This window comes from Mycobacterium sp. E1715 (assembly GCF_001667625.1).
Taxonomy (GTDB): Bacteria; Actinomycetota; Actinomycetes; order Mycobacteriales; family Mycobacteriaceae; genus Mycobacterium.
This window is the reverse complement of record NZ_LZJJ01000462.1, coordinates 1-16115: the sequence shown is the minus strand read 5'-3', so window position 1 is coordinate 16115 and position 16115 is coordinate 1. Positions and strand designations below refer to the sequence as shown.

General features: G+C 68.8%; 17 protein-coding genes. 8 read left to right on the top strand and 9 right to left on the bottom strand.

Translation table 11 applies throughout. The annotated features are described in order from the left end of the window. Nucleotides 1-559 (top strand): carotenoid oxygenase family protein (locus tag A9X03_RS23430; RefSeq protein WP_197696131.1); only part of this gene is annotated, 559 nt, incomplete at its 5' end. Continuing rightward, on the top strand, nt 559-1038 hold the full coding sequence (locus A9X03_RS23425) for a VOC family protein (protein WP_067785358.1): 480 nt from the start codon (nt 559-561) through the stop codon (nt 1036-1038). The genes A9X03_RS23430 and A9X03_RS23425, both read left to right, overlap by 1 nt. 4 nt (nt 1039-1042) lie before the next feature. Here A9X03_RS23425 and A9X03_RS23420 read toward each other — a convergent pair whose 3' ends face one another. From A9X03_RS23420 to A9X03_RS23390, 7 genes are read right to left on the bottom strand one after another with little or no spacing between them, the layout of a single operon-like run. After that, nucleotides 1043-1477, bottom strand: coding sequence for a hypothetical protein (locus tag A9X03_RS23420; protein WP_067747477.1), 435 nt, complete (start codon nt 1475-1477; stop codon nt 1043-1045). 41 nt (nt 1478-1518) lie between these two features. Continuing rightward, nucleotides 1519-1992 (bottom strand): SRPBCC family protein, encoded by a 474-nt coding sequence (locus A9X03_RS23415; RefSeq protein ID WP_067747475.1) that lies wholly within the window; start codon nt 1990-1992, stop codon nt 1519-1521. A gap of 4 nt (nt 1993-1996) precedes the next feature. Further along, the gene (locus A9X03_RS23410; RefSeq protein WP_067747473.1) at nt 1997-2185 is read right to left on the bottom strand and encodes an antitoxin; all 189 of its coding nucleotides are present in this window, start codon (nt 2183-2185) and stop codon (nt 1997-1999) included. Nucleotides 2186-2244: 59 nt separating this feature from the next. Further along, on the bottom strand, nt 2245-4617 hold the full coding sequence (locus A9X03_RS23405) for a cation-translocating P-type ATPase (protein ID WP_067785355.1): 2373 nt from the start codon (nt 4615-4617) through the stop codon (nt 2245-2247). Beyond that, nucleotides 4614-6191, bottom strand: coding sequence for a serine hydrolase (locus A9X03_RS23400; RefSeq protein WP_067785352.1), 1578 nt, complete (start codon nt 6189-6191; stop codon nt 4614-4616). The genes A9X03_RS23405 and A9X03_RS23400 overlap by 4 nt, the downstream gene beginning before the upstream one ends. 40 nt (nt 6192-6231) lie before the next feature. Next, entirely contained in the window at nt 6232-7344 is a 1113-nt protein-coding gene (locus tag A9X03_RS23395; RefSeq protein WP_156669852.1) for an MBL fold metallo-hydrolase, read from the bottom strand. A gap of 5 nt (nt 7345-7349) precedes the next feature. Then, the gene (locus A9X03_RS23390; protein ID WP_067785349.1) at nt 7350-8081 is read right to left on the bottom strand and encodes an enoyl-CoA hydratase; all 732 of its coding nucleotides are present in this window, start codon (nt 8079-8081) and stop codon (nt 7350-7352) included. 27 nt (nt 8082-8108) lie between these two features. Here A9X03_RS23390 and A9X03_RS23385 point away from each other — a divergent pair, with 27 nt between their 5' ends. After that, entirely contained in the window at nt 8109-9581 is a 1473-nt protein-coding gene (locus A9X03_RS23385) for a carboxyl transferase domain-containing protein (protein ID WP_067747465.1), read from the top strand. Between the two features lie 79 nt (nt 9582-9660). Here the strand turns inward: A9X03_RS23385 and A9X03_RS23380 are convergent, their stop codons facing one another. Then, the gene (locus A9X03_RS23380) at nt 9661-10212 is read right to left on the bottom strand and encodes a TetR/AcrR family transcriptional regulator (protein ID WP_067747463.1); all 552 of its coding nucleotides are present in this window, start codon (nt 10210-10212) and stop codon (nt 9661-9663) included. Nucleotides 10213-10316: 104 nt separating this feature from the next. Between A9X03_RS23380 and A9X03_RS23375 the strand changes: the two genes are divergently transcribed. The 5 genes from A9X03_RS23375 to A9X03_RS23355 all read left to right on the top strand — a co-directional run bounded on the left by A9X03_RS23375 (nt 10317) and on the right by A9X03_RS23355 (nt 15658). Then, nucleotides 10317-11456 (top strand): NAD(P)/FAD-dependent oxidoreductase, encoded by a 1140-nt coding sequence (locus A9X03_RS23375; protein WP_067747461.1) that lies wholly within the window; start codon nt 10317-10319, stop codon nt 11454-11456. Nucleotides 11457-11654: 198 nt separating this feature from the next. Beyond that, a complete protein-coding gene (gene prrA / locus A9X03_RS23370; RefSeq protein WP_007168707.1) occupies nt 11655-12365 on the top strand; it encodes a two-component system response regulator PrrA in 711 nt (236 codons plus the stop codon). 14 nt (nt 12366-12379) lie between these two features. Then, nucleotides 12380-13720 carry a HAMP domain-containing sensor histidine kinase gene (locus A9X03_RS23365; RefSeq protein ID WP_067747459.1) on the top strand — a complete coding sequence of 447 codons (1341 nt, stop codon included), beginning with the start codon at nt 12380-12382 and terminating at the stop codon, nt 13718-13720. Between the two features lie 115 nt (nt 13721-13835). Continuing rightward, nucleotides 13836-14099: a DUF2630 family protein gene (locus A9X03_RS23360; RefSeq protein WP_067747509.1), complete on the top strand. Its 264-nt coding sequence runs from the start codon at nt 13836-13838 to the stop codon at nt 14097-14099. Then, the gene (locus A9X03_RS23355; protein WP_067785346.1) at nt 14096-15658 is read left to right on the top strand and encodes an NAD(P)/FAD-dependent oxidoreductase; all 1563 of its coding nucleotides are present in this window, start codon (nt 14096-14098) and stop codon (nt 15656-15658) included. Before A9X03_RS23360 ends, A9X03_RS23355 begins: the two co-directional genes overlap by 4 nt. 23 nt (nt 15659-15681) lie before the next feature. Here the strand turns inward: A9X03_RS23355 and A9X03_RS23350 are convergent. Continuing rightward, nucleotides 15682-16115 (bottom strand): citrate/2-methylcitrate synthase (locus A9X03_RS23350; protein WP_304528483.1); only part of this gene is annotated, 434 nt, incomplete at its 5' end.

Genomic DNA, 16115 nt, shown 5'->3' with positions numbered 1-16115 from the left:
TTCCCCGGCCGACACCGGTGGGTCGAAGTGGGACAAGCTGTTTCGCTTCCTGGCGCTCGACCGGCTGCAGTCGCGGCTGCATCGGTGGCGGTTCAATTTGACAACCGGCGCCGTGCGGGAAGAACGGCTGTCGGACTCCATCACCGAGTTCGGCACCATCAACCCCGACTACGCCGCGGGCAACTACCGCTACGCCTACGCCGCGACCGGCAAACCCGGTTGGTTCCTGTTCGACGGGCTGGTCAAACACGACCTGCAAACCGGAAGCCAACAGGAATTCGCCTTCGGCGAAGGCGTCTACGGAAGCGAGACGGCGATGGCGCCGCGAGTCGGTGCCACCGGCGAGGACGACGGCTACCTCGTCACGCTCACCACCGACATGAACGCCGACGCCTCCTACTGCGTGATCTTCGACGCGGGCCGGATCGCCGACGGGCCGGTGTGCAAACTTCAACTGCCCGAGCGCATCTCGAGCGGTACCCATTCGACGTGGGCACCCGGCGCACAGCTGCGACACTGGAACACCGCCGAGTCGGCGGCCGGAGCGGTCGGGCTGTGATGGCGCACAACCCCCGCCGCACCACGCACTGGCCCCCGCAGCTCGCACCGATCGGCGGCATCCGGTTCGCCCGCCGGTCGTCGAACTTTCAGGACACGGTGCGGTTCTACCGCGAACTCGTCGGGCTGCCGCTCTTCGAGACGTTCGGCGAGAGCTACGGCAGCAACGGCGCCATCTTCGGCCTGCCCAGCTGGAACCTGACCCTGGAAATCGTGGAATCCGTCGAGCCCGTCGCGGTCGACCCGCACGAACAGCTGTGCCTCTACTTCCCCAACCGCCGGGCGCAGCAGGAGGCGATCGCACGGCTTCGGGCCGCCGGGCACGAGCCGGTCGAACAACATCCGTACTGGGAGGCAACGGGCGCGTTCACCTACCGCGACCCCGACGGCCGCGAAATCGTGTTCGCGCCCTTCGTGTTCGGCGTCAACGAGCCCAGCGAGAGCGCCAGCTCGGGCAAGCACGAGTTCCCGTCGCCCTGAATCCTCAGCGGCCGGACCGTCGGGAAGCCAACGCCGTGATGACCGCCGCGATCGAGCACACCACCGCGCACACCGCCGCCACCGCGCCGACGTAGAGGCCGTACTGCGCCGACACCGGCGGATTGACGTTCAGCTTGTAGTACCAGGCCGTGAGCGCGACGATCAGCAGCGAGATCAACAGTGCGCCAACCGAAGCCAGCCGCACCGACAGGCCGCGGCCGACCATCGCGCCGGTGACCAGCAGCGCCGAGGACAGCAGCACGATGAGCTGACCCGCGCCGAACCCGCGCGGAAGTTCCAGGTTGCCGTGCGCGCCCCCGATGGCGTTGGCCCAGCCCCCGCCGTTGACGGCCGTCGTCAGCCACGGCAGCCACGCACTGGCCGAGATCACCAACGCGAAAAGCGCCACCAGCCACCCAGGACGCAGCCGGCGAGTCATGCTAGCGAGATTAACCGACTCGGGACCGGTGGCCGAGGCGATCAGCGATGAACGCCGCCGTGTCCATTCATGCCGGGATCGGGCCGGGTGAACACCGTGACGAAGTTCTCCAGTGACGTGTTGATGTCGCCCCGCAGGGCGGCGGCGACGATCATCCCGATCGGGCCGAACAGCGCCGGGCCGCCGAGGTGGACGTCGAAGCTGACGATGGAGCCCTCCTCGGCGGGCTGAACCTTCGCCATCAGCTTGACCTTCACGCCGCCGACACCGTCCCCGTTGAGCGTCATGCCCTCCGGCGGCTTGTACCGCACCACCGTCCATTTGATCCGGTTGTACATGCCCTTGACTTCGACGATCGACTCCACGACCGTGCCCTTGTCGATGTCGTCGGGCAGTTTGCTGCGCCACACCCGGTGAATGGTCAGCCAGTCCTTGTAGCGGGACAGGTCGGAGGCATGCTTCCACGCCACCTCGGGTGGCAACGGGACATCGATGGATCCGGAGAGTTTCGCCATGAGCTCAGTTCTGGTCGTCGCCTTTTGCCGCGGCCTCGGCTGCCTTCTTGGCCTCTTCCTGCACTTTGTGGATGGTGTCGGAGTACTTGCCCTGCGTCTTGTCGTCGACGAACTCGCCGGCCTTGTCGATCGCCGTCCCGACCTTGTCGGCGTTCTGCGACAACAGGTCTTTGGCCTTGTCGAAGAATCCCATGCACCCGTCCTTTCCCCGCCGCAAATCCTACTAACCCTGCGGGCCCGTGCTCCGGGTGGTCAGCGCCACATCCGCGGCTGCACGCCCAGCATCCGCGCCCGGATCCACCACATCGCCTCGACGGCGGCGGCGCCCAGCACACCGATACCCACGGCGGTCGAGGTCACCACCACGTCGGATGGATCGAGCAGAAACGCCTTGCGGGCCAGCGGGATGCTGAAGATCACGACGTAGGCCAGGGCCGAGGCGATCACCAGTGCGACCCGCCACCACTGGTAGGGGCGAGCGACCACCGCGAGCACCCACAGCGCCGTCATCAGCAACGTGATCAGGGCCGCGGTGGACGCCTGCTCCTGCTGCTGAAAGGTCGCGTGCCGGCCGTGGTAGGCCAGCAGGTAGGAAGCGAAGGTCGCGGCCCCGACGATCAGCCCGGACGGCAGCGCCGAGCTCAGCACCCGCCGGACGAAGCCCGGATAGGCGCGTTCGTTGTTGGGGGCGAGCGAGAGGATGAACGACGGGATTCCGATGGTGAACCACGCCGCGATCGTCACGTGGATCGGCTGGAACGGGTACAACAAGGGGTCCGCTTTGATCACCTTGGCGAACAGGCATTCGATGCCGACCAGCAGCGCCAGCAGCACCGAGTAGACGGTCTTGGTCAAGAACAGGTTGGCCACGCGCTCGATGTTGCCGATCACCCGTCGGCCCTCGGCGACGACGTACGGCAGGGTGGCGAATCTGTTGTCCAGCAACACGATTTGTGCGACGGCCCGCGACGCCGGGCTGCCGGCGCCCATCGCGACGCCGATGTCGGCATCCTTGAGGGCCAGCACGTCGTTGACGCCGTCTCCGGTCATCGCGACGGTATGCCCGTGCGATTGCAGTGCGTGCACAATCGACCGCTTCTGGTCGGGCCGCACCCGGCCGAACGTGGTGTAAGCATCCAGCGCGTCGGCCAGTTGCGCGGGTTCGGACGGCAGCCGGCGCGCGTCCATCGTCTCGCCGCGCAATCCGAGTTTGTCGGCTACGGCCCCCACGGACACCGCGTTGTCGCCGGAGATCACCTTCACCGAAACACCCTGCTCGGCAAAGTAATCCAACGTCTCCGCGGCGTCCGGGCGGACCCTTTGCTCCAGAACCACCAGCGCGACGGGGGTGACGCGGCCCGGTGCGTCCGGGTGGTCGACGGTCACATCGCCGGTTCCGACCAGCAGCACCCGCAACCCCTGCGCGCCGATGCGCTCGGCCCGCTCGGCCGCTTCCGACGCCGGATCGAGCAGCACGTCCGGCGCCCCGATCACCCAATTGCCGCGGTCGCCGTAGGACACCCCGCTCCACTTGGTGGCCGACTTGAACGGGGCGGTCGCTGTGACGGTCCAGTCGGGCGGCCGCTGATAGGTCTCCGCGATCGCCTGCATGCTGGCGTTGGGGCGCGGGTCGGCGGCGGCCAGCGCCGCCAGCGCCTCCTCGACGTTGTTCCGTTGCACCGCTTCGAGTTCCTCGACCCCCGCGACGCGCATGCCGTTTTCGGTCAGGGTGCCGGTCTTGTCCGCGCAGACCACATCAACCCGGGCGAGCCCCTCGATGGCGGGCAACTCCTGCACCAGGCACCGGCGCTGGCCGAGCCGGACGACCCCGACGGCGAACGCGACCGATGTCAGCAAGACCAGCCCCTCGGGCACCATCGGCACCAGCGCACCCACCGTCCGCAGCACCGACTGCCGCCAGCCCGCGTGGGTGGTGAAGAACTGGGTGTAAATCGTCAGCAGGCCGGCAGGCACCAACAGGTAGGTGATGAACTGCAGGATCCGGTTGATGCCGTTGCGCAGTTCGGATTTGACCAAGGTGAACTTGCTGGCCTCCTCGGCGAGCTTGGCCGCGTAGGCCTCCGGCCCGACCTTGGTGGCGCGGTAGGCGCCCGACCCGGCGACGACGAAGCTGCCCGACATCACGGCGTCGCCCGTGGCCTTGCCGATCGGGTCGGCCTCACCGGTCAGCAGCGACTCGTCGATCTCCAGGTTCGTCTCCTCGACGATCTCGCCGTCGACGACGACTTGGTCGCCGGGTCCGAGTTCGATGATGTCATCGAGGACCACCTGTGCGGGCGGCAGAGTCCTCGTCCCGGATTCCCTGCGCACCAATGGTTTCGCCTGCCCCACGATCGCCAGCGCATCCAGTGTCTGCTTGGCCCGGATTTCCTGCACCATGCCGACGACGCTGTTGGCGACGATGAGCAGGCCGAACATCCCGTTGATCAGCGAGCCCGTCGCCAGCACGATCAGCAGCAGCACGCCCAGGATCGCGTTGATCCGGGTGAAGACGTTGGCCCGCACGATGTCCGGGATGCTGCGGGTGGCACGTTCGCGGACAGCGTTGCTCTTGCCATCGGCGACCCGCTGCGCCACCTCGGCATCGGTCAATCCGGGGATCATCGGGTGAACGTCCCAAGCTTGTCGGAGTCGTAGTACTCCAAATTGAGGGCGTTTCCGGAGAACACGGCCTTGGAAACCGTTCCGGGCGGCGCATTTTCGTCGGTCAGACCGAAGGTGAAGGTGTCGCCGTCCCAGTGCGTCAGGGGGACCGCCCGGTTCTTCGGTCCCATCGTCAGTTGCAGCGCCCCGTCCCGTTCGGTGACGACGGCCGGGCCCCAGTAGTCGTTGGCGTACACGCCGGCGTATTGGCCGAGCGGCCTGGCCGGGGCGGGGTTCGCCGGCGGCTGCTTGCCGACCAGCGAGCCCTCCGGGTTGTTCAGCCAGCCGATCGCCTTGTTGTAGAGAGCGCCCCAGTCCTCGCGGATCTGGCCATACTCAACGAGGTCCATGAATTGGGCGGTCAGCGTTTCCGGGATGCCGTAGGGCGCACCGTTGGTCAGCGCGACGATGGCCAGGTCCTCCGAGGGCAGCACCACGAAGTTGGTCGCCGCGCCGAGATCGAAGGCGCCCGAATGGCTGTATTCGGTGCGCCCCGACGAATCGACCGACGCGTTGAAGCCGTATCCGTAGAACCCGGTGCGCGCCCCGGGGGTCTTCGCGGGTGTCGAAACCATCCGCGGACTGATGGCCGGCAGTAAGGCTTCCGCCGAGGTGATCCGCTGGCCGTTGTAAGTTCCGTTGCCCAGCAACATCATCAGCCAGCGCGCCATGTCGTTCACCGACGAACTCACGCCGCCCGCCGGCGACTGCGCGTCCGGGTCGCGCTGGAATCGGGGCTCCCATCTGCCGTCGATCTTGATGTGGTTCACAGCGCGGTTGGGCCGGGCGAGGAAGTCGGCGAACCGGGAACTCGTCGAGGTCATTCCCAGCGGCCGGTACAGCTCCTGGTCCGACAGGTCCTCCCACGACTTGCCCGCCGCGGTGGCCACCGCCTCGGCCGCCGCCGTCACCCCGTAGTTGGTGTAGGCGTAACTGGCCCGAAATGGGGCCAGCGGCAGGAACTTCAGCCGCTCGAGGGTCTGCCGCCGGTCATAACCCAGGTCTTCGAGTTTGTCACCGGCGTGGTCGGGCAGCCCGGAACGATGCGAATAGAGGTCGGCGACGGTCACGTGGCTGGTGACGTAGGGATCGCTGAGCGTGAACCACGGCAGCTTGGACACGACCGGCGTGTCCCAGGCGACCACGTTCTCACTGACCTCGTGCGCGACCACCGTCGAGCCGACCGATTTGGATACCGACGCCAACTGGAAGACGGTGTCCGCGTCCACCCTGTTGCCTCGACCCTGCCCCTTGCTGGCGTCCTTGATGCCGAAGCCCTTGGCGTACAGAACTTTTCCACCGTGAACGACAGCCACCGCCATGCCCGGGACGCCGGTGCTCTTCATCAGGTCGCCGACCAGGCCGTCGACCTTCGCGACGGCGTCGTCGATGCGGCCGGCGGGGATCGCAACGCCGGACACCTCGTTGGGGGGTGCGTCAGAGAGCGCGGGCGGGCTGGAAGCCGGTTGCGCGGGCCCGCATCCGGTCATGGCGAGCAGCACCGTGACAGCGGCCGCGGCCGCGCGTTTCGTCATGGCGGAACTTTAGCGTGGGGAGGTTGCCGGGCCTCAGAATTCAGAGCCGCCACCAGGGATTCGATTTCACCGGCGATGTGGGATCGATGCGCTGGCCCGGAGCGGGCACCGCGACATTGACCCGTTCCGGTTCCGCGGCGGAGAGCAGTCGCTCCACCGGCTCGGCCCACGGGTGGGGGGCCAGCCGGAAGGTGCCCCAGTGGATCGGCACGAGCAGCCCGGCCTCGGTGAGGTCCAGGTGCGCCCGGACCGCCTCCTCGGGGTTCATGTGGACGTCCGGCCACGCGCTGTTGTAGGCCCCGATGGGCAGCAGGGTCAGGTCGAACGGCCCGTGCTCTTCGCCGATGCGCGTGAAGCTCTCGGTGTAGCCGGTGTCTCCGCCGAAATAGGCGCGATGATTCGGGCCGGCGAAGGCCCATGACGCCCACAGCGTGGTGTTGCGGTCCAGGAAGCGTCCCGAAAAGTGCCGCGCCGGCAGGCAAGTCACGATGAGCTCGTCGACCTTGGCGCTCTGATGCCAGTCGAGTTCGACGATGCGGTGCTCGGGGATCCCCCAAGCACGCAGGTGGGCGCCGACGCCGAGGGGGACGAAGAAGGGTGCCCGCTGCGTGCGGGCCAGCGCCAACACCGTGTCGATGTCGAGGTGGTCGTAATGGTCATGGCTGATCACGACGGCATCGACGGCAGGCAGCCCTTCCAGTTGCACCGGGGGCGGATGCAGCCGCTGCGGCCCGACGATGTCCGACGGTGAGCACCGGTCGCTCCACACCGGGTCGGTGAGCACCCGGTAGCCGTCGATCTCCAACAGGGCCGTCGAGTGGCCGAACCAGCTGACGGCGAGCCGCCTGGGATCACCGTCGAAGAGCGCCGGCGCGGCCAACGGGATCGGCGAAGCGGGCCGGCCCACGCTGCGATTGCCGATCAGCTCCCAGACGACGAGCCGCAGTTCCTCGCGATCCATTACGAAGTTCGAGGCGGGGTCGAGGTTGAGGAATACGCCGTCGCGGTAGTTCGGTGACCCCTCGGCCACGGCCCGGATCGCGGCGGGGTGCGCACCCAGGGCCGCCGGTGCGCCGTGCAGCGCCCGCACCACCCAGCCGCCGGCCGCCAGCGACGCCGTGCCCGCGGCCAGCCGCAGCGCCCCCCGCAGCATGAGGGTCAGGCTCCCGTGAACTTGGGCGGTCGCTTCTCGATGCGGGCCACCTGGGCTTCGACGACGTCCTGGCTCCCCCACGCCTTGTCGAAGAGCTCCTTGTGCACCGGCAACGAATCGTCCATGGCGCCGTCATCGTTGAGCACCCGCTTGGCGTGCTGGATCGCCAGCGGCGCCAGGCCGGCGATCTCGGCGCCCCACGCCTGGGCGTCGGCCACTGTCCCGATGCGGTTGGCCAATCCACACTGCAGCGCAACTTCGGGCGTCAGCTTTTCTGCGGTCAGCAGCATCGCACTGGCCCGCCCGTGACCGACCAGCGAGGACAGCCGACGGATGCTCCAGTTATCCAGCGCCAGGCCATATTTCGAGGTCGGAAATTGAAAGAATGCCTCCGGTGCGACGACCCGCAGATCGCATCGCATCGCCAGCTGCAGGCCCGCGCCGATGGCCGGACCGTTGATGGCGCCGATCACCGGGATCAGCGTGGCATCCATCAACTTGTGCAGCTCGATGAGCCGGTCGGGGTAGTCGGCGGCGAACGCATCGCCACTCAGGTCCGCACCGGCGCAGAACGCCGTGCCCTGCCCGGTCAGCACGATGGCCCGAACGGTGCCGTCGCTGGCCTTCTGGAAAGTTTCCCGCAGCTCCTCGACGAGTTCGGAATTCAGGGCGTTGCGGCGCTCGGGCCGCTGCAGCTCGATGGTCAGCACGGCCTCAGCCTGGGTAACACCGATCATGGCAGCCACCCTATATAGCCTCGTGTCGTGAGTCGTATCACGGCTGCTCAGCTGCGCGACGCGGTGCTCGACGACGGTTCCTTCGTCCGCTGGGACAGCGAGCCGCTCGCCGTGCCGGTCAGCGAGGCGTATTCGCGGGAATTGGCCGACGCGCGGGCGGCCACCGGCCTGGACGAATCGGTGCTGACCGGCGAGGGCCGCATCTTCGGGCGCCGAGTGGCGGTCGTGGTGTGCGAGTTCGGTTTCCTGGGCGGCTCGATCGGGGTGGCCGCGGCCGAGCGGATCACCACCGCGGTGCAGCGCGCGACCGCCGAGGGCCTGCCGTTGCTGGCCTCGCCGAGCTCCGGCGGCACCCGCATGCAGGAAGGCACGGTCGCCTTTCTGCAGATGGTGAAGATCGCCGCCGCGGTGCGCCTGCACAAGCAGGCGCACCTGCCCTACCTGGTCTACCTGCGCAATCCGACCACCGGCGGGGTGTTCGCGTCGTGGGGTTCGCTGGGTCACGTCACGGTCGCCGAGCCGGGAGCCCTGATCGGCTTTCTCGGCCCCCGGGTGTACCAGCTGCTCTATGGCGAGCCCTTCCCCGAGGGCGTCCAGACCGCGGAAAACCTGCACCGCCACGGCGTGATCGACGGTGTCGTCGCGGTCGACGAGCTCCGCGGGATGCTCGACCGCGCGCTGACCGTCATCGCCGACCCGGCCGAGCCCCTACCGGCGGCGCCGCCGCCCGAATCGATCCCCGACGTGCCGGCGTGGGACTCCGTGGTGGCGTCCCGCCGCCCCGACCGTCCGGGCGTCGGGCTGCTGTTACACCACGGCGCCACCGATCTGGTGCTGCTGTCGGGAACCGGGCGGGGGGAAGCGGCGACGACCCTGTTGGCCCTGGCCCGCTTCGCCGGACAGCCCGCGGTGGTTCTGGGACAGCAGCGCGTGACGGGCGGGATGGTGGGCCCCGCGTCGCTGCGGGAGGCCCGGCGCGGCATGGCCCTGGCGGCCGAGCTGCGCCTGCCGCTGGTGTTGGTGATCGACACCGCGGGGCCCGCGCTGTCGGCCGACGCCGAACAGGGCGGGCTGGCCGGCCAGATCGCCCAGTGCCTGGCCGAGCTGGTCACGCTCGACACCCCGACTGTGTCGGTGCTGCTCGGCCAGGGCAGCGGTGGGCCGGCGCTGGCCATGGTGCCCGCCGATCGGGTGCTGGCGGCGTTGCACGGCTGGCTGGCGCCCCTGCCGCCGGAGGGCGCCAGCGCGATCGTCTTCCGCGACACCGATCACGCCGCGGAACTGGCCGCCGCGCAAGGCATTCGGTCGCTCGATCTGCTGGTGTCGGGCATTGTCGACGCCGTGGTGCCGGAGCATCCCGATGCCGCCGATGAACCGGTCGAGTTCTGCCAGCGACTCTCGCACGCCATCGCCGCCGAGGTGCACGGGCTGCGCGCGCTACCGGCAACCGAGCGGCTGGCCGCTCGGTTGCGGCGTTACCGCCGAATCGGCTTGCCCTGAGATCGCGCCCAGCGACTCGCGACACAAAAACCACGCACGCGACACGCCGGAAGACGTCGCCGTGGTTTGACTCTCCCGATCACCCGTCCGGCAGTCCGAGGTAGCGCTGAATGGTCGGGCCGAGCCAGTCGACGATCTCGTCGCGGCTCATCTGGACGACCGGAGGCAGCCGTAACACGAAGCGGCACAATGCCATACCGAGGATTTGGGTCGCGATCAGCCCGGCCCGCACGCCGGAGTCTCGGGGCGGGACGAAGGCCTCCACCAGTGGCCGGATCTGGGCACCGAAGATCTCGTGCATACGTTGCGCCGCTTCGCCATTAGTGGTGCTGGATCGCAGCAGGATCACCAGCGCCTCGTCGCCTTCCCAGCGTTCGAGGAAGTGCCGAACCAGCGACCGCCCGACCTGGGCCGGGTCGGTACTCGTGAAGTCGGGGAACCGCAGGTCGAACTCGGCCGCGGCGGCGAACAGCTTGTCCTTGCTGCCGTAGTAACGCATGACCATCGCGGGATCGATGCCCGCGTCGGCGGCGATGGCCCGAATCGTCGCGCCCTGAAAGCCCACCGCGCCGAAGCGCTCGCGGGCCGCCGCCAGGATCACCGCCTTCGTCTCGTCTGCTGACCGTCTCATGTCAACAATTGTAGGCCAACAACTGTTGACATAGCCCCGCCGGCGCGCCAGCATGGGGTTATGCCAACAAGCGTTGACTAACTCACGAGGGAGAGGAGCCGACCATGAACGACACCGATGTCCTGGTGGTAGGCGCCGGTCCGACCGGCCTGACACTCGCTGCCGCGCTACTCAGCCGCGGAATTCGGGTGACCGTGGTGGACAAGCTGGCCTCGGGCGCCAACACGTCCCGCGCCGCGGCCGTCAACGCCCGCACCCTGGAAGTGCTCGAAGAGCTCGACGTCACCCGGCGGATGGTCAAGGCCGGGGTGATCGCACCGCGATTCACCATGCGACAGGGCCGGCGCGTCTTGATCCCCGTCGATTTCAGCGAGCTGCCGACCGAACACCCGTACACCCTGATGCTTTCCCAGGCCGACACCGAGCGGCTGCTGCTCGAGCGGCTGCACGAACTCGGCGGCGACGTGGTCCGGCCCAAGACGTTGCGCGGCATCACCCAGGATGCCGACGGCGTCACGGCGACGTTCGACGACGGCGACACGATCAGGGCCCGCTACGCCGTCGGCGCGGACGGTATGAACAGCACTGTTCGCACGCAAGCCGGAATCGGCTTCACCGGTGGCGAATTCGCGGAGTCTTTTACGCTCGCTGACGTACGAGTGACCGGCAAAGCGCCCGGCAATGAGGTGATCCTGTTCTACGCCAAAGACGGCCTGACGGTTCTGGCACCGCTGCCCGGTGGCATCTTCCGCGTCGTCGCCCCCACCGCCGATGCGCCGCAACAGCCTTCGGCGAAGTTTGTCCAGGCACTCCTGGACACTCGCGGATTCGGGCCGGGCCAAACGGTCGTGACCGAGCTGGTGTGGGGATCGCGGTTCCACATCCATCACCGCGTCGCCGACAGCTACCGGGCCGGCCGGCTGTTGCTGGCCGGTGACGCGGCCCACGTGCACAGCCCCGCGGGGGGTCAGGGGATGAACCTGGGGATCACCGACGCGGTGGCGCTGGCCGGGGCTCTCGCCGAGGTCCTGGGGGGCGGCCCGGAAACCGCGCTGGACGCGTACAGCGCCGCCCAGCGCCGACGCGCGGAGCGGGTCCTGAAACTGACCGGACGCCTGACGCGGGTGGCGACGCTGCCGCGCCCGTTGCGGCCGCTCCGCAACATCGGAATGCGCCTGGCCGCAGGGGTTCCGGCGGTCCGACGGCGGCTGGCGCTGCGGCTGAGCGGCCTCGCGACCCAGTGATCGCTGGGCCAGACGAGGTGGGCGATCCATGATCCCGACTCGGATCCGAACACCCGACCAGCGAATGTCCAATTCCGCCAAAGAGTTTGGCGCGGTCACGCCGATACCAGCACGCGATTTCGGCGCAGCGTCGAAAACGTAACCTTTTAGGCAACGGTGGCCCATCCAGGGCACCGCCCCGCGCGACAATCAGGCAAGATGGGCGGCATGGACACTGGTGGGACTTCGCCTCGCGTCTTGGTCGTCGACGACGACTCCGATGTGCTCGCCTCGCTGGAACGCGGCCTGCGGCTGTCCGGATTCGAGGTGTCGACCGCGGTCGACGGCGCCGAAGCCTTGCGCAGCGCCACCGAGACCCGGCCCGACGCGATCGTGCTCGACATCAACATGCCCGTGCTGGACGGCGTCAGCGTCGTCACGGCGCTCCGGGCCATGGACAACGACGTGCCGGTCTGCGTGCTGTCCGCCCGCAGTTCGGTCGACGACCGGGTCGCCGGGCTGGAGGCCGGCGCCGACGACTACTTGGTCAAACCGTTCGTGTTGGCCGAGCTCGTCGCGCGGGTGAAGGCGCTGCTGCGCCGACGCGGCGCGACCGCAACCTCCTCCTCGGAGACCATCACCGTGGGCCCGCTGGAAGTGGACATTCCCGGCCGGCGGGCCCGGGTCAACGGCGTCGACGTCGACCTGACCAAGCGGGAATTCGACCTGCTGGCCGTGCTGGCCGAGCACAAGACCGCGGTGCTGTCCCGCGCGCAGCTGTTGGAGCTGGTGTGGGGTTACGACTTCGCCGCCGACACCAACGTCGTCGACGTGTTCATCGGCTATCTGCGCCGCAAGCTCGAGGCCAACGGCGGTCCCCGGCTGCTGCACACCGTCCGCGGCGTAGGGTTCGTCCTGCGCATGCAGTAACCAGGCGAGCGGCCATGAATTTTCTGTCCCGGATCCTGACCCGTACGCCATCGCTACGCGCCCGCGTTGTGGTCGCGACGGTCATCGGCGCAGCGATTCCCGTGCTCATCGTCGGCGTCGTCGTCTGGGTGGGCATCACCAACGACCGCAAGGAACGGCTGGACCGCCGCCTCGACGAGGCCGCGGGCTTCGCCATCCCCTCCCTGCCGCGCGGCCTCGACGAAATCCCGCGCTCCCCCTACAACAACGACGCCATCATGACCATCCGCCGCGGTGACCTGGTCAAGTCGAATTCCAACGTGACGCTGCCCAAACTGGACGTCGACTACGCCGACGCGTACGTCAACGGCGTGCGGTACCGGGTGCGCACGGTGACGATTCCGGCGCCCGAACCGACCTCGCTGGCCGTGGGCGCGACGTACGACGCGACTCTCGCCGAGACCAACAACCTGCACCGTCGGGTGCTGCTGATCTGCGGCTTCGCCATCGGCGCGGCCGCCGTGTTCGCGTGGCTGCTGGCCGCGTTCGCCGTGCGCCCGTTCAAACAGCTCGCCCAGCAGACCCGGTCGATCGACGCGGGCGACGAGGCGCCGCGGGTGGAGGTGCACGGCGCCACCGAGGCCGTCGAGATCGCCGAAGCCATGCGCGGCATGCTGCAGCGCATCTGGAACGAGCAGAACCGGACCAAGGAGGCACTGGCGTCGGCCCGCGACTTCGCCGCCGTGTCCTCACACGAGCTGCGCACCCCGCTGACCGCGATGCGCACCAACCTCGAGGTGCTGTCCACGCTGGATATGACCGACGACCAACGCAAAGAGGTGCTGAGCGACGTCATCCGCACCCAGTCGCGCATCGAAGCCACCTTGAGCGCCCTCGAGCGGCTGGCCCAGGGCGAACTGTCGACCTCCGACGACCATGTGCCCGTCGACATCACCGAGCTGCTCGACCGCGCCGCCCACGACGCGATGCGCATCTACCCCGACCTCGACGTGTCACTGGTCCCGTCGCCGACGTGCATCATCGTCGGCTTGCCGGCCGGGTTGCGCCTCGCGGTGGACAACGCCATCGCCAACGCCGTCAAACATGGCGGCGCGACCCGTGTCCAGCTGTCGGCGGTCAGCTCCCGCGCCGGCGTCGAGATCGCGGTCGACGACAACGGCAGCGGCGTGCCCGAAGACGAACGCGACGTCGTGTTCGAGCGGTTCTCCCGCGGGTCGACCGCCTCGCATTCGGGCTCGGGCCTGGGGCTGGCGCTGGTGGCCCAGCAAGCCCACCTGCACCGCGGGACGGCGGCGCTGGAGAGCAGCCCGCTGGGCGGCGCCCGGCTGGTGCTGCGGCTCCCCGGCCCCAGCTAGCGCGACTTTGTCGAAGGCACAAGGCTTTTGACTCGATCCCCCGGCCGCATGTACGCGCGGCCCGTGATGGGTGACCTACCGGGACGACCCCCGCCGGGTCGGGCACACTGGAGCGATGGCCAACGGCAACAAACCGACCGACAACGAAACCCTGGCACACATCCGCGACCTGGTCGCCGAGGAGAAGGCCCTGCGGGCGCAGCTGCAACAGCGCGACATCTCCGAATCGGAGGAGCATGATCGCCTGCGGCGGCTCGAGGTCGAGCTGGACCAGTGTTGGGACCTGCTGCGGCAGCGTCGCGCTCTGCGCGACAGCGGCGGTGACCCCCACGAGGCCGAGGTGCGTCCGCCCGACGAGGTCGAGGGCTACCTGAACTGAGCCACGCCGCAGATGTCGACGCCGTCGTCATAGGGGGCGGCCATAACGGCCTGGTGGCCGCGGCGTATCTGGCCCGGGCGGGCCTTCGGGTGCGGGTGCTGGAGCGGCTCGGACACACCGGCGGAGCGGCCGTCTCGGCGCAGGCGTTCGACGGGGTGGGTGTGCGGCTGTCGCGGTATTCCTATCTGGTCAGCCTGTTGCCGCCCCGCATCGTCGACGATCTGGGCGCCGGGGTGCGGCTGGCGCGGCGGCGGTACTCCTCCTACACGCCCGACCCGGCGACCGATGGCCGCCGTGGGTTGTTGATCGGCGCGGGCGGTGACACGTTCGCCGCGATCGGCGCCGGCCCCGACGAGCACGGGTTCGCCGCCTTCTACGACAGCTGCCGACTGGTGACCCAGCGGCTCTGGCCGACGCTGCTGGAACCGCTGCTCACCCGCGAGCAGGCCCGCCGGCGAGTCGCCGAAGGCACCGAAGCGGCGGCCGCGTGGCACGCGTTGATCGACGAGCCGATCGGGCGTGCCATCACCGCGGCCGTCGGCAACGACGTCGTCCGCGGCGTCATCGCGACCGACGCCCTGATCGGAACGTTCGCTCGCCTCGACGACCCGGCGCTGACCCAGAACGTCTGCTTCCTGTATCACGTGCTGGGCGGCGGGACCGGCGACTGGGACGTCCCGGTCGGCGGGATGGGCGCGCTGACCGGGGCCCTGGCGGCCGCCGCGGTGCGTCATGGTGCCGAAATCACCACCGGCGCCGAGGTTTACGCCGTCGAACCGGACGGTCTGGTGCGTTACCGGGCCCGCGATGCGGAGCACGTCATCCGGGCCCGGTTCGTGCTCGCGGGCGTCACACCGGCGGTACTGGCCGGCCTGCTCGGTGAACGACCGCCGACCCCCGCCCAGGGCGCGCAGGTCAAGGTCAACATGGTGCTGCGCCGGCTGCCGCGGTTGCGTGACGACGCGGTCACGGCCGAACAGGCCTTCGCCGGCACGTTTCACGTCAACGAAGCCTGGACCCAATTGGATACGGCATGCGCGCGGGCAGCCGCCGGGCATGTCCCGGATCCGTTGCCCTGCGAGGCATATTGTCATTCGCTGACCGACCCGAGCATCCTGTCGGTCGACCTGCGCGAGGCGGGCGCTCACACGATGACGGTGTTCGGGCTGCACACCCCGCACTCGCTGTTCGACGGCACCTACTCCGGGGCGCTGCGTGACCGGCTGACCGAGTCGGTGCTGTCGTCGCTGAATTCCGTTCTGGCCGAACCCATTCAGGAAGTGCTGCTGCCCGATGCGCACGGACGCCCCTGCATCGAGACGACGACCACCCTCGACCTGCACCGCACGCTGCGCATGACGGCCGGCAACATCTTCCATGGCGGACTGGCGTGGCCATTCGCGGACGACGACGACCCGCTGGACACGCCGGCGCGGCAATGGGGGGTGGCCACCGCGCACGAGCGGATCATGCTGTGCGGCTCGGGCGCCCGCCGCGGCGGTGCCGTGTCGGGCATCGGCGGGCACAACGCCGCCATGGCGGTGCTCGCCTCGCTGTGACTACCTGAGGTAGCGACCCGCCACTACCGCGCGTCGATGGTCTTGTAGTCGCGCTCGGTGTAGCCGGTGTAGATCTGGCGCGGGCGGCCGATCTTGCTGTCACCCTCGTCGTGCATCTCACGCCAGTGCGCGATCCAGCCGGGCAACCGGCCCAACGCGAACAGCACCGTGAACATCCGGACCGGGAAGCCCAGGGCCCGGTAGATCAAACCGGTGTAGAAGTCGACGTTCGGGTAAAGCTTGCGCTCGACGAAGTAGTCGTCGGTCAGCGCCGCCTCTTCCAATTCCTTGGCGATGTCCAGCAGCGGGTCGCCGCCGAGCTTGGCCAGGATCTTGTCGGCCTGTTCCTTGACGATGCGCGCGCGGGGGTCGTAGTTCTTGTAGACCCGGTGGCCGAAGCCCATCAGCTTGACGCCCTCTTCGCGGTTCTTCACCTTGCGGACGAACTCGCTGACGT